The following is an 18,111-nucleotide window of genomic DNA, read 5'->3' on the forward strand; positions in this document are numbered from 1 at the left end:
TAGGGGAGTGTTGAATAATGGCAAATACAGTTATTAATAAAGCGGGCAAAGCAACTAAAGAGAGTATCAAAAAAATTGTGGCTGACAAGAATGTGAAGTTTATTCGTCTACAATTTACGGATATTTTAGGTACAATTAAAAATGTTGAAATTCCAGTAAGTCAATTAGATAAAGCTTTAGATAATAAGATGATGTTTGATGGATCTTCAATTGAAGGATTCGTTCGTATTGAAGAATCTGACATGTATTTACGTCCTGATTTAGATACTTTCATGATTTTCCCTTGGACGGCTGAAAAAGGTAAAGTAGCTCGTTTAATTTGTGATATCGCACGACCGGACGGCTCACCTTTTGAAGGAGATCCCCGTTCAAACTTAAAACGTATGTTAAAGGAAATGGAAGAGCTTGGATTCACAGGCTTCAACTTAGGGCCGGAACCAGAATTCTTCTTATTTAAACTAGATGAAAAAGGTAATCCAACATTGGAACTTAATGATGACGGTGGCTACTTCGATTTAGCGCCAACTGATCTAGGTGAAAACTGTCGTCGTGATATTGTGCTTGAGCTTGAAGAAATGGGCTTTGAAGTAGAAGCATCTCACCATGAGGTAGCGCCTGGTCAGCACGAAATCGATTTTAAATACGCTAATGCGATCGAAGCGTGTGATAACATCCAAACGTTCAAGTTAGTTGTAAAAACAATTGCACGTAAACACGGCTTACATGCAACATTTATGCCAAAACCGTTATTTGGTGTAAACGGTTCAGGCATGCACTTCAACTTATCGTTATTCCAAGGCGACAAAAATGCGTTCTGGGATGAAGGGGCAGATTTACAGTTATCAAAAACGGCTAAGCACTTCTTAGCGGGTGTATTAAAGCATGTTCAAGGTTTCACTGCAGTAACTAATCCAACTGTAAACTCATATAAACGTTTAGTACCTGGCTATGAAGCACCTTGCTATGTTGCATGGTCACCGAAAAACCGTTCACCATTAGTACGTATTCCAGAATCTCGTGGTCTATCAACTCGTATTGAACTACGCTCAGTAGATCCATCAGCAAACCCATACTTAGCAATGGCAGTTATTTTAGCGGCAGGTTTAGATGGCGTGAAAAACGAAATCGAACCACCAGCACCAGTGGACCGCAACATATATGTAATGAATGCACAGGAGCGTGCGGCAAACGGCATTGATAGCTTACCAGGTTCTTTAGATGCAGCATTAGCGACTTTAGCTAAAGATGAAGTCATTATAAACGCATTAGGCGAGCACATTTACGCTAACTTTAAAGAGGCGAAAGAAGTAGAGTTCGATATGTTCCGCACATCTGTGCATCAGTGGGAACGCGATCAATATATGAAAATGTACTAAGAGGAAAGCGTTGGGGCTATAGGCTCCAACGCTTTTTTTTGCCCACAAGCTGAGTTTAGATTGCCTTAATTTCCCCATGTATTCATCGAAATTATGAAGGGTATTTCCTGCATGTTTATGCGATATATGCGCATAAGTATTAATCGTGGTAGTAGCAGATTCGTGACCAAGACGATCAGCAATGGACTTCATATCCCATCCAGCTTCAATAAGCATGGCCACGTGAGTGTGGCGGCTAGAGTGAATCGGGATTGGTTCAAGTTCTAAATGTTCCTGAGAAGATTTAAAAGCATTCCAAAGTGTGGATTTTGAAATAGGATTTCCATCATCGCGAGTGAATACAAGATTTAAATCATGATTGTAAAGACTACCGACAAGCATCTTCTGTTCAGTACGATACTTTACATATGTTTTGAGCTTTTGCATATATTTCGGACACATTTTGATGACACGGGAAGAGGAATAGGTTTTCGGATCACCGAGGAGAGCTAATAGAATATGCTCACAAGGTTAATAAAGTAGAAGAGGATAAAGGTCTTATTACAGTCCGTGAAATCCTTGAGAAACATTGGAAAGGTGAACCGTTTATCGCAGTTACAACAGGTAGTTACTAGGTAATCCGGAAAAAGGGTGATAAATATGGCGGCAGAAGTAGAGGAAATCGTGAAAGTTGGTCGTGAGTACTTTGTTTAATCGATTTTGAAAGCGAAGAACCATCCTTCTATTACAATTCACTTAATGAAAGTTTCGAGCGTAATTTTAGCAATTAATGCGCTTATTGGAGTAGGGAATAATGCGAAGTCAAAGAAAGTGAAGTAAATATCGTTGGTTTGGAGATTGTAAAAGGGACAATGGATGTTCCAAGAGATTTATTAATTGATTCTATTATAGAAACTTTTGATGAACTTGGCTTAATTAAAAATAAAGATAGATAGGTGAAATGTTTTTGATATAGAAAAAAGCTACGGTTGCAACCGTAGCTTGGATTTAGACCAGCCCTTTGATCTGTACAATAATATTATATCAGAGGGGTGTCTATATGAGAATGCAAGATTTGGAAATAAATGTTGAAGGGAGACTTTTGGTTGATATAATGGAGTTAGCTGACAGTTGTGTGATTATTATGTCACAAGGTAAAGCCAAAGTCGCCGAACTCCCTGCATTTGCCGAAACTAAAATAGTTACACATCAAGGGCAGGTGAAAAGAGTTAGATGGGAAGAGGGTGAAGAGTTTTGATAATAAATAAATTTTTATTACTTATTTGTTTGGTTTTACTTATTTGTATATTTATCGCGCAAATTGTACATTATTATTTCGATAGAGAAGAAATAAATTTTAATGAGGATTTACAAAATCAAATAAAAGGATTAAAAAATAAAAAAATAAGTGTAAGTAAATATTGGGAACTAATAACTAAAATCGATGGCTTAAAAGGGAGTTTGAATAATAAATTAGAGAAATTAGATTATTTAAATAACTATCACGAAGAAAAAGAGCTTATATATATGAAAAATATTTTGGAGAAGCAAGTTTCATTCAATATATTTTTACAAACCTTGTCTATTTCATTTTTTATTGCCTTTTTTACAGTTGGGTCTACATTAATTTTTAACTTTACAAATCAAGTAGGTACTGCATTAAATGAATATACTAATGAAACATTGGAAACTTTTAATTCAGATGAGATGGTAGGAGATAAAGAAAAATACTTTGAAAAATTAAATCAAAGTATGGATATTAAAATAGATACTATCAAGAGTATGTTTAACTATGGTTTAATAGGAATATCTATTTTTATTATTATATTTTTAATTTATAAAGCTTACTATGATAATAAAATTTCAAAAGTAAAAGAATATCTTTCTTGGGTTGAATATCTAATCGAAACCAAAAAATGATTTTTGATATATTTTAATATAAAGGCCTACCAGTCATCTGGAGGACAACGATTGATAGCAGTGTACAGCTGCATCTTTTGTTGTCCTCTTTTTTATTGTACGAAATTCAAATTGACATAGCTATTCCATTTCAGAATAAAGGGGTGAATGAATTTGAGAACGATTCAATCAGAATTTAAAAGACAAAGCATTACAAAGCAAAAGAATACAACTTCATGGGTGAAGCAGCCAAAGGAAAAAGAGCAGTTAAGCAAGTGGGAACTTGAAGAATTGATGGTTGTTAGGCGGGACACATACAAACGAGCCGGCAGTGTAATTCGCAGAAGATAAGGAGTGGAATAATGATGGAAATGTTAAAAAATATAGACGGGAAAGCAACGCAAAAAGCAATTGAGAAAGTATTAAGGCAATACCGCACATATCAGTTGACTACACCAGAAGAGTTATTGCCAACGATTACTCCTAAATATACTTTAGAGATGACTTCATTTGATGGAGGTGTGAATTCAAAAGTTGAAAATGCTGCTATTAGAAACGTGGAACATTATAGGCAAGCAGAAAAGTTTTTTACTCGTTTTAATCATGGATTTTATAAGCTAACAAAAAAAGAACGTCAATTGATCATTAACGGGTTCGGTTGATGGGGAGAAAGATTCTAAAAACAATGAAAATGACACTCTGATTAGCATTAAATTTAGACAGTAAATTCTCTATGTAAATGACGATTAAAAACGCTCAAATTATTTCTGAGCGTTTTTTGATGAAATATTATACTCTAATTAAGGTTACTTCTGAAAAATGCAAAGTTACAACTATAAGAATATACACGATTTTATTCAGTAACAACAATGACGCAGCACTATCTGAAACACGCTCAAACTGTTGCTAAAACTACATTTGTAGAAACTTGCATAAGATCGCGTATAAATAATGTTCCATTTAAAACCACAAACGTTGATTTCACAACATTCGTGGCATTTTAGCGTATGCCCAAACTTTGATTTGGGGACGTTATTTTCGTTTTTTTGAGTAATGTATACATGAAGCAGAACTTTCCAATTTTTAAATAATTAAGCTTCGCTAATTCCCATGGCTAATAATAATAGAAAAGCAAAAAATAAAACCGCTAGATTTGCGATTAACCCAATCAATCCAATTAATAATTTGCTAATACGTCCTTTAGACATCCATGAAGATATTACAGCTAGTATAATACCTATAATTGATAAAACGCTATAAATAGTAATTAAAAGGTAAATATCAGCATTGGGTCCTCTTTCTGTATAGAAAAAAATAATACTTACTATCACAGGCAATATAGATAAAATCCCTAAAATTGTCGTTACCTTACTTTTATTCAAAATCAATACCCCTCCCATGCCTATTGTAATTCAATATTCTATAAATACATAGTTATCCCCTTTAAAAACCTTCCCAAAGCGATGTTTGGTCGCTTTGTTTTGCTTAGCGTTGTAAATCCGTATAAATCTATCGGACTCTCATATTCCAGAAAAGATCAATTAAATGAAATAAGTATTGTTGAATTAACGGGAATAGTGCGACAATATATCAATTTCAAATTTATCCCTTGAACCTCAAGTTACTTGAGGGTTTATAATGAACTTATACTTTTGTTGGGAGGAATTTTGATGAATAACAATAACAAGTTTTCCGTTGGGGAGTTTTCAGAAAAAACAGGAATACCTATTCCTACTTTACATTACTATGATGAAATTGGTTTATTACGACCAGAAAAGAATCCTTCTTCAGGGCATCGCATTTACAATTATCAAGATATTATAATATTACAAAAAATTCTAAGTTTAAAATTCCTAGGATATAGTCTGGATGAAATAAAAAATTTATTAAATAAAACAAGCTTTACAGTTGATTTAAATGAAAGCTTGTCTCTCCATTTGCAAGCTTTAGAAAAAGAGAAAATACAAATCGAACAGTCAATGAAATCTATTAATAGAGTAATTAGGTTAATTGAGGAAGAGGGAACAGTGGATAGTAACTTAATACTTAACCTTATTCACAGTATGCGTACTGAACATATACAAAAAGAATGGATGGATCGCCATATGTTAACGGATGTCGTGGATGTCGTGGAAGAGTTAGAAAAGAAATCCGAAGAAGATAATTTCTCTTTAGATAAAACGATTTATCAAGTGTCTAAAGAAGTGAAACAATTATATGGTAAACCCGTAGAGGACCCGAAAGTACAACGAATGATTAAGAACTATGTAGAAGAATATTTTTCATTGCTTAGTGAGGATTTGATGCAAAAATTCGCTGATATGAATATAGAAGGAGAACTTGATTTTCAAGAATTTGAAAATATGACACCTTCTCCTTTTACAGAAGATGAACAAAAATGGTTTGATCAAGCGATAGATTATTATATTCAACAAGAAGAAATAGAATAGATATTAATGAGCTATACTCTAATTATATTCCAACTCCGTTCTTAAAATCGTATTTGAGAACATCTCTGGGCTTGAGATTATAAATAATTAAATTTGATGCCAACCTTATGCAACAATCGGGCGCTTTCCTGGAAAAAAGGAAGACCCTAAAGTGATTTTATAAGGGATTTAAGAGCAATAAGATAAAACAAAAAACCACTGAGATCATTCTTCAGTGGCTTCTTTTTGTTTCTTTGATTCAAGAATTTTACGGTTTTGCTCTATTACTTCTTTATTCTTCTCTATTGTAACCTTGATGTTTTCAAGCATTTCTTTATCTTCATTACTACTAGTTTCAGAATTATCCTTTAGGTGTTCATCTAAGTGGGATGATTTATTATCTTTAATAATCTAAATTCACCTCTCATAATGACTATATTTTTAGTATAAATGATTGAAAGTAACTTTTATATTAAAATTATGTATCATTTTCGGAGTTTTGGTTATTCTACTCGTTTACTGGGTATAGGTTTGCTGTTTTCCGTTATAGGACCATATTGTGAAATAAATTCATTTTATACAATGTTACCAAACGACCATTTTGGGAAGTTAAGTTTGATGGAACTGTCAAAATTGGACTTATGAATGATTTAATATGAGTTTCTTTATGTGAAAATTGGATGAGGGGGATTTAAGTGATTAACGAAGTTTTAATTGGTGAAATAAAAGAAGCTCAAAAATATACGAATTTCGTAATATTAATGCCTACATTACATGAAACGTATAATTTTAAAAATATTACGTTAAAAAAAGAAACAAATAAGCAACGTTCTTCAATTCGTTTTGAAATACATAGTAAAGGAAAAGTCCTTCGCATTAAACAATTTTTTTATGATTGGGCGATACCTGTAATTACAGCGGATACGAATTTAATACAGCAAGGGAAGTCTTTTGAAATAGAAGGTATAGTCGGTTTTATTGGTATCGATTACAAAGGTAATCAAGCTGCTTGTTTTTGTAGATGGTTCACTAATATTGAACTCTCTGTAATAGAGGGTACTTTTGATGAAAAAGAAATTTTAATAATATTAGAAGGTTTAAAAGCAGTTGATAACGATTCAATTCGCACAATAGGTGAACAGTCTTTTACTACCTGTAGTTACACCGCTCGTTATAATAGATCCAAATGGAATACCGATGACGAAGTTTCTCGTGTAGCTTGGTACGAGGCTAACAAGAAAATACAAATTGAAGAAAACCTAGGAATTAAGATACCTAAAAATCATAATGAATTTATTTTAGACTCAATAGGTTATAAAGAATATGAATCTGATACAGAGTATCATTTTTTATATCGTTCTCAAGAAGACTTTACTAACGGGTTTTGGATATGGATTGCCCCTAGAAAATTCTCAGATCCGCTTCCTCAATTTACAGGTAATAAAATTGGAACTAGGCAGAGTTGGAATATCAAAAAAGTGAGTGGATCTATTTTACACATCCCAGTTAATGAAATTATTTTATGTCGCCAAAATACCAAATATAAAAGCTGGATGGTCCATTGGGAGAAAGATAACTATATTTATCACTTTTATTCTAGAGCTAGTATAAAAAATAATATTCGGGAGTTCCAATCATTTTTTTCGGAATTATATTCTCAGTAAAGAAATATTCTTCTTAAAAGTAAGTAACGACCCATCCCGCTAAACGATCTTCCAAAATCTGGCGCGATTCTTGAAAAAGAATTGTGCTTTTTCAGTAATAAAGACAGATTGTAGAAGTATGCCTTAGGGGGAATTGTAAAGCTATGCTCTTAAATTAACGGGTTAAATTATTTTTCAATAAAAGAGGAATTTAGGTATAGAAAGCTAATTTATATCTTCAAACTACTTTATAAAATGGGAGTGCTTTAATGAAGAATTTTTTTGAATATAACTGGAATGTAAGAGATGAATGGTTTGAATGGTGTAAGCAATTAACTGCTGAAGAGTTGTTAAAAAAACGCAAAGGTGGAGTAGGAAGTATTTTATATACCCTTTTTCATATTGCTGAAGTGGAATATAGTTGGGTACGTGGTATTCAAGGAAAGGAAGATGTAGTAGTTCGGTTTTCAGATTATAGTTCACTTGAAATGGTTAAGTCTCTTTCGGAATCATTCCAAAAAGAAATAGCAGAATTTTTAAATGTAAATTTAGATGAATTAAAGGGGGAAGTTGTAAGTGTTCCTTGGGATAAAGATACATACACTGTGGATGAAATACTTCACCATATTATTGCACATGAAATCCATCACATTGGTCAACTCTCTGTTTGGTCAAGAGAATTAGAAATCATCCCCGTGCCTGCTAACTTTATTGGAAGGAAGTTTAATTCCATTCATACATATTAAATTAAAGGGTTGAAATATAGCGAATATACGATTAAATTCGGGAGGCAATATGAACTATACTGATAAGTTCACAAATACCGGCATTAATATCCATTATATCGAGACAAATGACCATGTTCCTGACTTATTACCTCTTGTATATATCCCTGGAGCTTTAGGAAATGCAGAACAATTTATTGAAGAAACGAAGTCTTTTTTTCCTAGACATTGTATTTCTTTAAATTTAAGAGGAAGAGGAAAAATTGGAGTTCAAACGTTATTGACTAGTAGTACTATATTGGATGTGAATTATAACGTTAACTCTGCAATTATATCGATGGTTAGTTTATCAATTAACTAATATTAAAATTTCTTTATTGTTAAAGTGGTTAGTAAAGACATAAAAATCAAACTTATATAGTTTTAAAAATAGGATATAGTCTATGTGGCGGAAGGAGAGAGAAATGAAAAAAAAAATAATTATCTTTAATCTCTTATTTTGTATAGTAGTTATTTTTGCTAATTACAATTATTTTAATTCTAAATCTCGAAACGCTATCGTTTATAACTACGTGGAAAACTATATTGAAACTAACTATGGCATTGGTAGAGAAAATTTAAAATCAGATGAAAACAATTATCGAAGAGGAATGGGGTTGTGGGAAATAGAGGTTAAAGATATAGAAACAAAAAATTATTACTTTTTTGAAGTGGATATTAGAGATGACTATTCATTAATTTATATAAGAGATCTTACTGAGATTTATCGTAAAAATCAGGTTGATTAAAGAACGTTTATTGCAACATGCATCAGCAATATTTTAAGGAAATAACAATATATTCTGACTTATAAAGCATTCTTGAGGGAATGCTTTTTTTATATTTAAAATTAGAATGAGAAGATAAATAGATAAATGACCGTAACCCTTATGCATATTTTCTTGTATAAAATTTGCCCACAAATGATTTTCTGCTTTGCCCACAAACTAATAATTTTCTTCTACAGTGTTTTATAATGTACGAACTCCACGAAACATTGATTTATCATTATTCTTATTGAACTAAATTTCCACCTATTATATAGGAACAGAATCCACACTTCTGTTCACCAGTAGGAACGCAATCAAATATGAAGATGTACTAAGAGAAAAGCGTTGGGGCTGTAGGCTCCAACACTTTTTTTGTTTTACTGACCAATACTCTCTCAAGAATTAAGCGGCACAGTACGCTAACGGAGAGAGAACATGATTAAACACGTCTTTTTTTACAATATAATATGTTTTTTCATCATATGTAACGATTACTTGCCCAGGCTTAACAAATACTTTGGCAGTTTCTAAATTAGCGTATTTAGCACCTAAAATTTTTGAAATGTTCATTTTAAAAACTCCTTTAATGTTTCTATTATTGTTGTTCCCCCAAAAATAGAAGTCTAAAAGTATTTTTAAAAAAATTTAATAACCAAATTATAGGAATAGATAAGTGTAATATCTAAAGATTTTGATTGGGAAACAGGAAGTAGTATAGATGTGCTACGTTAACTTTCCGACATTTGTATAAAAAGTTTTATTAAAATAGAGTCGTAAAAGGCAGGAACGTTAATTTTGAACAAGACTCGTGCCTTTTTGGTGTATTCCCAAAACTTTGATTTAGAAACATTTAAAAACGTAAAAACGTAAAGGCATACAAATGTATTGCTTTTTTACAATACTTTTAAAATATCATATTAATTTGTTTTTGCATTATTAGAAGTACATAGTAAAAGAAAAGATGAAATCATTTACTTTTTTAAAATAATAATATACTATACTTTATACTAAGTACTTTAGTTAAAGTACTTTGACTATTTATATAGGGAGAATTATTTAATGCCATTTAATAAATTTATGAAAAATCAAGGTTTTGGTGCATCTGTATTTATGGGTATCTTTTATGCAGTTGCGATGCTTTTAATTTTTTTACTAGGATATACAGCGCTACCAGGAAATATGGATAAATTAAAGATTGCCATAGTTAACGAGGATGCTGGTAAATCTGGTGCGCAAATCGTCACGCAGTTAGGGGAAAGTTTACCATTTGAGATTCAGTCTAATTTATCTAATGAAAAAGCGTTAAATAAATTAGAAGATAATAAATTAGCATTAGTCATTCACATTCCAGAAAACTTTACGGAAAGTGCTCAGAACGGGGAGTCAGCTCAAATTGACTTCACCGTAAACGAAGCATCTGCTACAATGGTATCATCGTCAATGAGCGCGATTGTAACAGAAATTAATAATCAATTAAGTACAAGCTTTTCAACACAAACTGCTCAAGGGATTTTAATGAATATGAATGTGCCTGAGGAGCAAGCTGCACAATTGGCCCAACAAATTGATCAAGCATATATAGGGAATTATGTCATTACAAATGATATACCAGATGGAATGCACAATAGTATGCTGCCAATGTTTTTAACAATGTCAGCCTATGTAGGGGCAATGATTGCAGCAATGCAGTTAGTTCAAGCTTATAAACAAAGTCGTGGGAAAGCATCTCGCTTTAAATTATTTGGTTATGTTCAAATTTCAGCATTAATTATTGCCGTTGTATCCTCAATTCTTGCAGTAGGTATTTCCTTCTTAATTGCTGATTTAAATAGTGATATTTTATTGCAAGTTTTTGGCCAACAGACTTTAACGTATTTTGTAGCCTTTAACTTCTGCGCAATCTTCACATTCTTAGTGGGTGAAGCGGGTATGATTTTAAACATACCTGTATTATTAACTCAAACGATTGCTAATGGTGCTACAATGCCACGTGAAATGATGGATGGCTACTTTTATGTCGCTTCTTACATCACGCCGATGTATCACGCTGTCCAATCGAATCTTGCAGTGATGTTCGGTTCAACAGCTCAATCACCATTTGTATGGGGCTTAGTGTTAGTGGGATTAGGAGCGCTATTCATTAACTTCTTAATCGTTACATTTCTACACAAAAAAGAGCCAACAGAAAAGCAAATCATTCAATAATACAGAAAGGGCTTCAATCAATGATTGAGGCTCTTTCTTTAGGGGGAGGATATTATGTCGATTCAAATTTACATTTTAAGCATGCTTATGGAGGAAAAAAGCTATCCATATAAATTGAAAAAGCAGCTTTCGGAACCACTTCCATTAGACAAACTTGGGAATTTAACAGAAAGTAAGCTTTATTATCACTTTGATTCTCTTTCAAAGTCCGGCTTAATTGAGCAAGTAGAAGTGATTAAAGAAGAACATCGCCCTGATAAACAAGTATTCGCAATTACAGAGAAAGGAAGAGAGATGTTACCGAAAAAAATTTATAATCTTTTTGAGAAAGGTGAGGACGTTAAGGAATTTGTAATAGGGCTTTTCTTTTTAAGATTTGTTGATAAAGCACGAATAATAAGAATTCTAGAGGGAAAGCTTGAAGAGATTGGCCAAAAGGAAAATCAGTTTAAAATTCTTTGTGAGCGATTAGATGTAAGCGAAGTGTATAAACCGACGATTAATATTACAAATAACTATATGTTGTCTCGTTTGGACATTGAAATCAAAACGATTAAACAAATCCTTGAGCAATTAAGTAAAGAACTAGACTAAAACCTTTTTTAATTATTGGGCGCAATTCTGTAAGCCTAAAGTTAATAAGTGAATTTGATAATGTGCAAAGCATCTTGTAATTTACAGGGTGCTTTTATTTTGTCGTTTTTAGGAAGTGAAAAACATTTCAAATTGATTCAATACTTTAGTACCAGGACTTAAGCTCTGGTGGTTTTTGGTATTGTAAATACCGAATAATTAGATTATTCTAATATAAGATACTTAATTTTCCAAAAAATGAAATATAAAGGGCGGTGTTGCATTCGTGTTACGAGCGTTAAAAGTTGGGTTGTTGATTGAACGTACGAATCGTAAAAACTTGGTGGCGCTATTAGCTGTCGTAGTTGTCGTGTTTGGTATGATGTTTTTCATTAAGGCACAGGAGGTTGGGCAGCAGCTAGATGAAAAGAAGAGTGATTTTTATAATGGTCGCGCAGCACTGTCAAAGTTTCAGGTAAAAGATGCTTCTGAAGATGGGGATGGTAGTGATCTTTTTAAAAATTTGACGAAGCAAAACAGGTCGATTGCCTTACAAATAGCGGCATTAACAATGGATAATTATCAGTTGTATTATGAGGCTTCAATGACTACAGCAGAGCTTCGAAAAGAGGCATTTGATCTGGAGGACTATGAAAAAGTTGCAGATTTATTGCCTACTAAGCTAGAGAATACACTGAACTATATGTATTTTAAACAGATGGTAGATTCCGAGAAACAAACAATCAGTGATTTATCACATTACATACCGTTCCTACTTTATTTCTTCAGTATTGCTGGCTTTGGTTGGTATATTTTTATTAGCTTTTACACGAGCTCAATCTTGTTGGATGACTTTGAACATACGAGTTTAGTGAAAGGTTATCCAGTACGATTTGACCAATACATCCTCTCGAAATGTGTCATTGCGTTTGGATATGTGCTCGCATTTATTGCGCTCATCTTTATGAGTGCGCTTGTAAGTTTGAGAAATGGCTTTGGAGATATAACAGAACCTGTTCGTGTGTTTTTAGGTGAACCGACACTCGTCTCAAGTATTTCCTATATTGGACGTGCTGTACTGTACATGATTGTCATATCAATTTTTATCATGCTACTATCGATTATTTTGAACGTACTCCTTAAAAACATGTATTTAACTTTATTTGTTCACTTTATTTTGTTCTTTTTACCGATTTTATTCCCATCACTGATTAGTCTGTTTCCATATAATCCGTTCAATTTTATGAGCTTTAATGAAATTTTAGCTGGTGTTCCGGTTGATTTAGAAAAGTCAACAACGATTACGATGAATCAAGGGCTTATTGTTATGGTCATTTGTATTGTGTTGATGCTGGTTATTATACAGCGCTTCTTCACTACTGGGAAAATAAATCGAGCGTAAGGGGGGACGGATATGCGGAGATATTTTGTTTTTGAATTGAAGCAATTTTTTACGAGCAAGAAAAATATTGCAGTGTTTGCTTTACTGACATTTGCGGCTCTCTTTTATGCGTTTAAACTTGCGCCGGCTTATGACCCGATAGAAAAGGTAGACTATGATGAAATTGAGGCGAGGTATTTAACTCGTGCGGAATTTTTAGACTCGATGTTTGGTAAAAGTTTATATGGTTATCATGAATCTGTTGGACACGCTGTCAGTATGTTTGGTTTCCTGAATCCTTATGATGAGCGACGTCTACAAGCTCTTGATGAAGGGGACTTACGTAAGTATGCAGATGAAACGAGTGCTTGGTACTATTACACCAATGTCTATACTTATCGTAACGAATTACTCGCATACAATCCACGCTATTATATGGAAGACAGACGATTTGCTGAAGAGGAAGCTTACTATGCCTACTTTGAACAATTTCAGCGTTATGATACATATAAACGTGTATGGTACGATTTAACGATTGAAATTTTAGAACAACGAACGGCACTTCAAACATTAGAACGCTTATTGAAGGGACCTTTACCATACATTCTATTAATTGCCACGCTATTACTGACAATTGATATCGTAACGAAGGATCGTCGTCATCCATCTGTTTTAAAGGGTTTTCCAATTGCAGACTGGAAGCGGCTATTGGTTAAGGTATTTGTTGGATTAATAGGCAGTGTGTTTCTATGGATTCCGATTATCGTTGGTCTGATGATTGTTGGCTTCCAATTTGGCTTTGGGAACCTTGATTTACCAGTTCCTGTTTATGGCTATGAATTGATTGCAAATGAGCAAGGTAAATTTGTTCATATGTCTATGGGGATATTTTTATTCCGCTGCTTCTTATTATTAGCAACTTGGATGGTAGTAATTGTTTCAGCAGTACTATTATGCAGTATTATATTCCGCCAAGAAATGTTTAATTTGTTGGTGGGAGGATTACTTATTTTTGGTGATCGCTTTTACGCAAGTCGTGGTGTCGGCTATTTCTGGAATGTCGAATATTTTCCAATATCTTATGTCCAGGTTGGGAATATTGTATCGAAATATCAAAATTTCTATTTTACAAGTGAAGGATTACACGACATGCTCGGCTTGAAATTATTGTTAGCGAGTGCAGCAATTATCCTTGTTTTAACATTACTTATTTCACTATCGAAGCGCTTTAGATTGATTAAATAGGAGGGGTAACATGATTGATATTCAAAACATAACGGTGCAATTTGGAACACGTACAGTGTTAAATGACATTGAGATAAAGTTTAATCAAGGAGAAATGATCGGCCTTGTTGCACCAAACGGAACAGGGAAATCGACGCTAATGAATGTCATTATGAACTATTTGCAGCCAACAAGAGGAAAAGTATTATTTAACGGTAATTTAAGCTATTCAAGCAAATCAAACGAAGTAAAGATTCATCAGTTCGTGTCCATGATGCCGGACCAAAGCGACTTGTACAACCATTTAAGCGGACGGACACATTTGAAAATGTACGCTGCCATGTGGAAGTCGGATCCAAAGCTAATTGATGAAACAATAGAAGCGTTGAATATGGGGCATTATGTGAATAAAAAAACAGGGACTTACTCCCTCGGAATGCGGCAGAGGTTATGCTTTGCTATGCAAATTGTGGCAAATACGGATATTATGATGATGGATGAAGTAATGAATGGCTTGGATCCGAACAATGTAGAAATTATCTCGAAAATTTTATTGAAGAAAAAAGCAGAGGGGAAAATGATTATCATTGCTTCCCATTTACTCGATAATCTGGAGAAGTATGCAGACCGGATTTTCCTGTTTAATGAAGGCAAGTTGGTCAATACGAATGAGATTATTGAAGGATTTAGTCAGGCAAAGATTAAAACAATCCGTGTGAAAAATATGGATGATTCTGTTAAAGAGCTGCTGAAAACAAAATATCCGTTGATTAAGCAGCAAACGTTGGTTACAGAGATGACTTTACTCCATCTTCCAAGCTCGGAACAGCAACTATTAAGCGATTTAACTGCCTTTTTAGTTGAGAATAATGTAATGGACTTTGCATTTGGTAAGGTAACATTAAATGATTTATACGCTCTGTATTATCATGAAGTTGTATAAAGGAAAAGCCTTCGTCATTTCAATTTGACGAAGGCTTTTTTGAAGTTGAAAATCGTGTTCAAAATATTAATTGGATATCTAATTATCCGCTATTTAAATCGAACATATTTCCGTAGCATTTTGGTCATTTTATTAATGAAGGGGATGGTGTACATGTAATGGTGGAGGGATTAGCCAGCCTTTTTCTTTATTTAGGCGTAATAGCTTAGCTCCAAGCTGTGCTTTAGCTGTATGGAATTGAGCATACAATAAGCCAATATCTTCTCTAATCGCCATACCCATAACTTGACTGCAGCTTACTAAACCTGCAGCGACATCCATAGATAAGGCTGCACTAATTTCCGGATCGTTAAATCTTGCGCCTGGTGGAATATTTTCGATTCGTGCTTCAGGGCGTTCCGGTGGTGCAGGAGGAAGGGCAACACCATTTGTTTTAAGTATTTTTTCCAATTGCTTCACTTCATCTCGTGCACATTGAATAAAATCCTCGATAATTTTTTTCAAGTCCTGGTCACCGGCGTGATTATAGAATGTTTGATATCCTGCTATCATTCCGTAACCGGTAGCTAAATTTGTCCAAATACTAAAAACCTCACCATAATGTAAAGGTTCATCTTTTGGATTGCCAGTAAATATACCCACAATTACACTTCCTTTCAAAATTAGGTGAATCACATACAACGGTAGTATGAGACAATTAAAGAAATTTAATTCATATGTAATTAAAGAAGTGCCCAAGAAGTATCAAAAGTCATTAAAAAAAGCCAGCTCGCATCGGCGGGAGCTGGCGTACATAAATAATTATTTTTTAAATTAATTGTTGCATCGAATTTTACTTAGACGATATGTAAAAACCAACTTTATTTAAGCTGGCACTCCGTGAACTCTTTTGTATATTTCTTTCTCGATTATATCTTTTGGCTGCTTTAAAGCAAGTTCCAATACATCCAAAATAATTATTGAAATTTGTTGTAAAATTTGTGAATCTTGGGAAGTTATTTTTTTTTCATTTTTTTGTAATTCAATATCTTTACGTAGGAGCGTGTTCATTAATTGGGCAGCTTCAAGATGATTACTCGTATTTAAAATTATTGCGTGGTTTCTTTGACGATTCGTATTACGGTCATTCCATTGGGTAGGTTCATTCGAAAAACAATTCATAATTTGCACTGCTTCACTATGGCTTAAAAGTTTTTCGAGTTGTGAGTTACTGCTTTCGACAGGATGATATAAAGTGACGCCTGGTTTAATTTTTGATTTCATAACATAGTAAAGCATAGGTTTTCCTGTGAAATTTTGTTCCATAATGCCGTCGATCCGACAAATACCATGCGATTTATAATTAGTTAAGTCACCAATTTTATACATTCATACGCCTCCAAAGATAGTTATAATTTCAATTCTATAGTAAATAAGCATTTAAGTCAACTTAGTTGACTTAAACGCTCAGTGTTGTGACTTGAATAAATGTTTTTCCTTTAGTATGATGCTTCATGGTATTTAATAAATAGGTAGATAGAAAGAAGGATATTTGAATGATTGATTTTATTGAATTATTATATCGACAACATAAACAGTTACGCCAACGGGCAGAAATAATGTGGATTGAAAACAATGAACTTCATTTAACAAGCTCGGAATGGTTCGTGCTTAAAAATATACATGAAGGTTATGTAACAGTACCTGAGTTAGTGAAACAGTTGGATATTTCTAAACAGGGGGTTCATAAATTCATTATTTCTCTTCAAGATAAGGGGCTAATCACTACCGAATTAAAAAAAGAATCGAAAGTTCAGAAAGTCTCTCATTTAACGGTAGAAGGAATAGATATAATTAATAAGAGCAAAAAGATGGAGTTGGAAATAGAAGAGATGGTAAGGGGAACTATAGGGGATAAGGAATATGAAATGCTGTTGGAGATGCTTAAAAAACCTCTCGTGAAAAATTAATATCTATCGCCATTTACAATAAGGAAGCGTATACCTCACTTAAAAGGAGAGATATAGAGGTATACGATTTTGATTTTTTCGTTTTAATTTATTATGTATATTCGATTTTGTTGACCTGGATTATGGAATGACCATACCAAGTAGAATTGTTTACGAATAGAAAGAATTAATTGAAAAAAATTATTAAAAGAAAATGAATTAAAACTTTGTAATAGACAGATGAGTTTTTTTGTTGTATAGTTAGTGTAATGAGATTGGTTACAAGACAATAATAAATTCACCTATTACAAAGAGTATTAGTGTTTTATTTTGTGCTTTTTGTAATATGTGAATTTTTTTCTTTGGAAGAATTGCGATCTTATTAAATTTAATTAAATGGAGGTCATTTATATGACACAAGGTACAGTAAAATGGTTTAACGCAGAAAAAGGTTTCGGCTTTATCGAAGTTGAAGGCGGTTCTGACGTATTCGCTCACTTCTCAGCTATTCAAGGTGAAGGTTTCAAATCACTTGAAGAAGGTCAAAAAGTTGAGTTTTCAGTTGAAGACGGTCAACGTGGCCCACAAGCTACAAACATCGTAAAACTTTAATTTTAATGATGTAACCATAGAAGAGCTATCCTATATTAGGATGGCTCTTTTTTTTGTTTGTAAACCGATACAAATAAAAGAAGACAAACCCTTAGAAAAGAGTTTGTCTTTATTCATGTACATATAGCCTTTTCAGCTGTATATTTCAGTGTTTAACCAAGCAGTTTATGTTTTACTACTTCATATGCTTGGCAAATATTTACGTATGCATCTTTATGCTCAGCAATCATTTCAACTGCAATTTCATATAAATCGGAAGTATCTGTAGTGACTAAATCGTTTAATACGGTTGCTTCCATTTTTTCAACAAATGTTAAAATTTCTGTATTCATATATTTCATCTCCGAATCGGTGTTTGTTGTTACTCTAAATATACAGTAAGTAG

Annotated in this window: 23 protein-coding genes; 17 read left to right on the forward strand and 6 right to left on the reverse strand. The window is 33.3% G+C overall.

Features of this window, described 5'->3' with window-relative positions; genetic code table 11:
* Positions 1–17 precede the first annotated feature (17 nt).
* On the forward strand, positions 18–1,376 hold the full coding sequence (gene glnA, locus SNE38_RS10705; RefSeq protein ID WP_191702569.1) for a type I glutamate--ammonia ligase: 1,359 nt from the start codon (positions 18–20) through the stop codon (positions 1,374–1,376).
* On the opposite strand, the gene SNE38_RS19290 is transcribed toward glnA, so the two are convergent.
* Positions 1,266–1,874, reverse strand: coding sequence for a tyrosine-type recombinase/integrase (locus tag SNE38_RS19290; protein ID WP_408022378.1), 609 nt, complete (start codon positions 1,872–1,874; stop codon positions 1,266–1,268). The two genes, glnA and SNE38_RS19290, sit on opposite strands and share 111 nt — an antisense overlap.
* Before the next feature lie 541 nt (positions 1,875–2,415).
* Here SNE38_RS19290 and SNE38_RS10710 point away from each other — a divergent pair.
* From SNE38_RS10710 to SNE38_RS10725, 4 genes are all read left to right on the forward strand, one after another.
* On the forward strand, positions 2,416–2,613 hold the full coding sequence (locus SNE38_RS10710) for an XtrA/YqaO family protein (protein WP_191702571.1): 198 nt from the start codon (positions 2,416–2,418) through the stop codon (positions 2,611–2,613).
* A gap of 29 nt (positions 2,614–2,642) precedes the next feature.
* Positions 2,643–3,275, forward strand: a complete 633-nt coding sequence (locus SNE38_RS10715; RefSeq protein WP_336046470.1) for a hypothetical protein — start codon at positions 2,643–2,645, stop codon at positions 3,273–3,275.
* Between the two features lie 153 nt (positions 3,276–3,428).
* A complete protein-coding gene (locus SNE38_RS10720) occupies positions 3,429–3,605 on the forward strand; it encodes a hypothetical protein (RefSeq protein ID WP_191702573.1) in 177 nt (58 codons plus the stop codon).
* A gap of 11 nt (positions 3,606–3,616) precedes the next feature.
* Complete coding sequence (locus SNE38_RS10725) at positions 3,617–3,916, forward strand: ArpU family phage packaging/lysis transcriptional regulator (protein ID WP_191702574.1); 300 nt, start codon at positions 3,617–3,619, stop codon at positions 3,914–3,916.
* 429 nt (positions 3,917–4,345) lie between these two features.
* Here SNE38_RS10725 and SNE38_RS10730 read toward each other — a convergent pair whose 3' ends face one another.
* The gene (locus SNE38_RS10730; protein ID WP_336046471.1) at positions 4,346–4,636 is read right to left on the reverse strand and encodes a hypothetical protein; all 291 of its coding nucleotides are present in this window, start codon (positions 4,634–4,636) and stop codon (positions 4,346–4,348) included.
* A gap of 288 nt (positions 4,637–4,924) precedes the next feature.
* Here SNE38_RS10730 and SNE38_RS10735 point away from each other — a divergent pair, with 288 nt between their 5' ends.
* From SNE38_RS10735 to SNE38_RS10755, 5 genes are all read left to right on the forward strand, one after another.
* A complete protein-coding gene (locus tag SNE38_RS10735) occupies positions 4,925–5,704 on the forward strand; it encodes a MerR family transcriptional regulator (RefSeq protein ID WP_191702575.1) in 780 nt (259 codons plus the stop codon).
* 674 nt (positions 5,705–6,378) lie between these two features.
* A complete protein-coding gene (locus SNE38_RS10740; protein WP_336046472.1) occupies positions 6,379–7,347 on the forward strand; it encodes a hypothetical protein in 969 nt (322 codons plus the stop codon).
* Between the two features lie 248 nt (positions 7,348–7,595).
* The gene (locus SNE38_RS10745) at positions 7,596–8,072 is read left to right on the forward strand and encodes a DinB family protein (RefSeq protein ID WP_191702577.1); all 477 of its coding nucleotides are present in this window, start codon (positions 7,596–7,598) and stop codon (positions 8,070–8,072) included.
* 49 nt (positions 8,073–8,121) lie between these two features.
* Positions 8,122–8,412 (forward strand): alpha/beta fold hydrolase, encoded by a 291-nt coding sequence (locus SNE38_RS10750; protein WP_191702578.1) that lies wholly within the window; start codon positions 8,122–8,124, stop codon positions 8,410–8,412.
* A gap of 103 nt (positions 8,413–8,515) precedes the next feature.
* A complete protein-coding gene (locus SNE38_RS10755) occupies positions 8,516–8,839 on the forward strand; it encodes a histidine kinase (protein WP_225223626.1) in 324 nt (107 codons plus the stop codon).
* Positions 8,840–9,262: 423 nt separating this feature from the next.
* Here SNE38_RS10755 and SNE38_RS10760 read toward each other — a convergent pair whose 3' ends face one another.
* Complete coding sequence (locus tag SNE38_RS10760) at positions 9,263–9,430, reverse strand: hypothetical protein (RefSeq protein WP_191702579.1); 168 nt, start codon at positions 9,428–9,430, stop codon at positions 9,263–9,265.
* Positions 9,431–9,919: 489 nt separating this feature from the next.
* Between SNE38_RS10760 and SNE38_RS10765 the strand changes: the two genes are divergently transcribed.
* From SNE38_RS10765 to SNE38_RS10785, 5 genes are all read left to right on the forward strand, one after another.
* Positions 9,920–11,065, forward strand: a complete 1,146-nt coding sequence (locus SNE38_RS10765) for a YhgE/Pip domain-containing protein (protein WP_336046473.1) — start codon at positions 9,920–9,922, stop codon at positions 11,063–11,065.
* A 54-nt stretch (positions 11,066–11,119) separates the two neighbouring features.
* Positions 11,120–11,659, forward strand: a complete 540-nt coding sequence (locus SNE38_RS10770) for a PadR family transcriptional regulator (protein WP_191702581.1) — start codon at positions 11,120–11,122, stop codon at positions 11,657–11,659.
* Positions 11,660–11,924: 265 nt separating this feature from the next.
* Positions 11,925–13,040 carry an ABC transporter gene (locus tag SNE38_RS10775; protein WP_191702582.1) on the forward strand — a complete coding sequence of 372 codons (1,116 nt, stop codon included), beginning with the start codon at positions 11,925–11,927 and terminating at the stop codon, positions 13,038–13,040.
* Between the two features lie 12 nt (positions 13,041–13,052).
* Positions 13,053–14,264 (forward strand): ABC transporter permease, encoded by a 1,212-nt coding sequence (locus tag SNE38_RS10780; protein WP_336046474.1) that lies wholly within the window; start codon positions 13,053–13,055, stop codon positions 14,262–14,264.
* Between the two features lie 10 nt (positions 14,265–14,274).
* Positions 14,275–15,186: an ABC transporter ATP-binding protein gene (locus SNE38_RS10785; RefSeq protein WP_191702584.1), complete on the forward strand. Its 912-nt coding sequence runs from the start codon at positions 14,275–14,277 to the stop codon at positions 15,184–15,186.
* Between the two features lie 132 nt (positions 15,187–15,318).
* Here the strand turns inward: SNE38_RS10785 and SNE38_RS10790 are convergent, their stop codons facing one another.
* Positions 15,319–15,828: a DUF3231 family protein gene (locus tag SNE38_RS10790; protein WP_191702585.1), complete on the reverse strand. Its 510-nt coding sequence runs from the start codon at positions 15,826–15,828 to the stop codon at positions 15,319–15,321.
* Between the two features lie 222 nt (positions 15,829–16,050).
* Complete coding sequence (locus tag SNE38_RS10795) at positions 16,051–16,554, reverse strand: CarD family transcriptional regulator (protein ID WP_191702586.1); 504 nt, start codon at positions 16,552–16,554, stop codon at positions 16,051–16,053.
* 167 nt (positions 16,555–16,721) lie between these two features.
* On the opposite strand from SNE38_RS10795, the gene SNE38_RS10800 reads away from it, so the two are divergent.
* Both SNE38_RS10800 and SNE38_RS10805 read left to right on the forward strand, forming a co-directional pair.
* A complete protein-coding gene (locus SNE38_RS10800) occupies positions 16,722–17,135 on the forward strand; it encodes a MarR family winged helix-turn-helix transcriptional regulator (protein ID WP_191702587.1) in 414 nt (137 codons plus the stop codon).
* 390 nt (positions 17,136–17,525) lie between these two features.
* The gene (locus tag SNE38_RS10805; protein ID WP_191698200.1) at positions 17,526–17,726 is read left to right on the forward strand and encodes a cold-shock protein; all 201 of its coding nucleotides are present in this window, start codon (positions 17,526–17,528) and stop codon (positions 17,724–17,726) included.
* Positions 17,727–17,878: 152 nt separating this feature from the next.
* On the opposite strand, the gene SNE38_RS10810 is transcribed toward SNE38_RS10805, so the two are convergent.
* A complete protein-coding gene (locus tag SNE38_RS10810) occupies positions 17,879–18,058 on the reverse strand; it encodes a hypothetical protein (protein WP_191702588.1) in 180 nt (59 codons plus the stop codon).
* Between the last annotated feature and the right edge of the window lie 53 nt (positions 18,059–18,111).

Source organism: Solibacillus ferritrahens, assembly GCF_037027585.1.
GTDB lineage: Bacteria > Bacillota > Bacilli > Bacillales_A > Planococcaceae > Solibacillus > Solibacillus ferritrahens.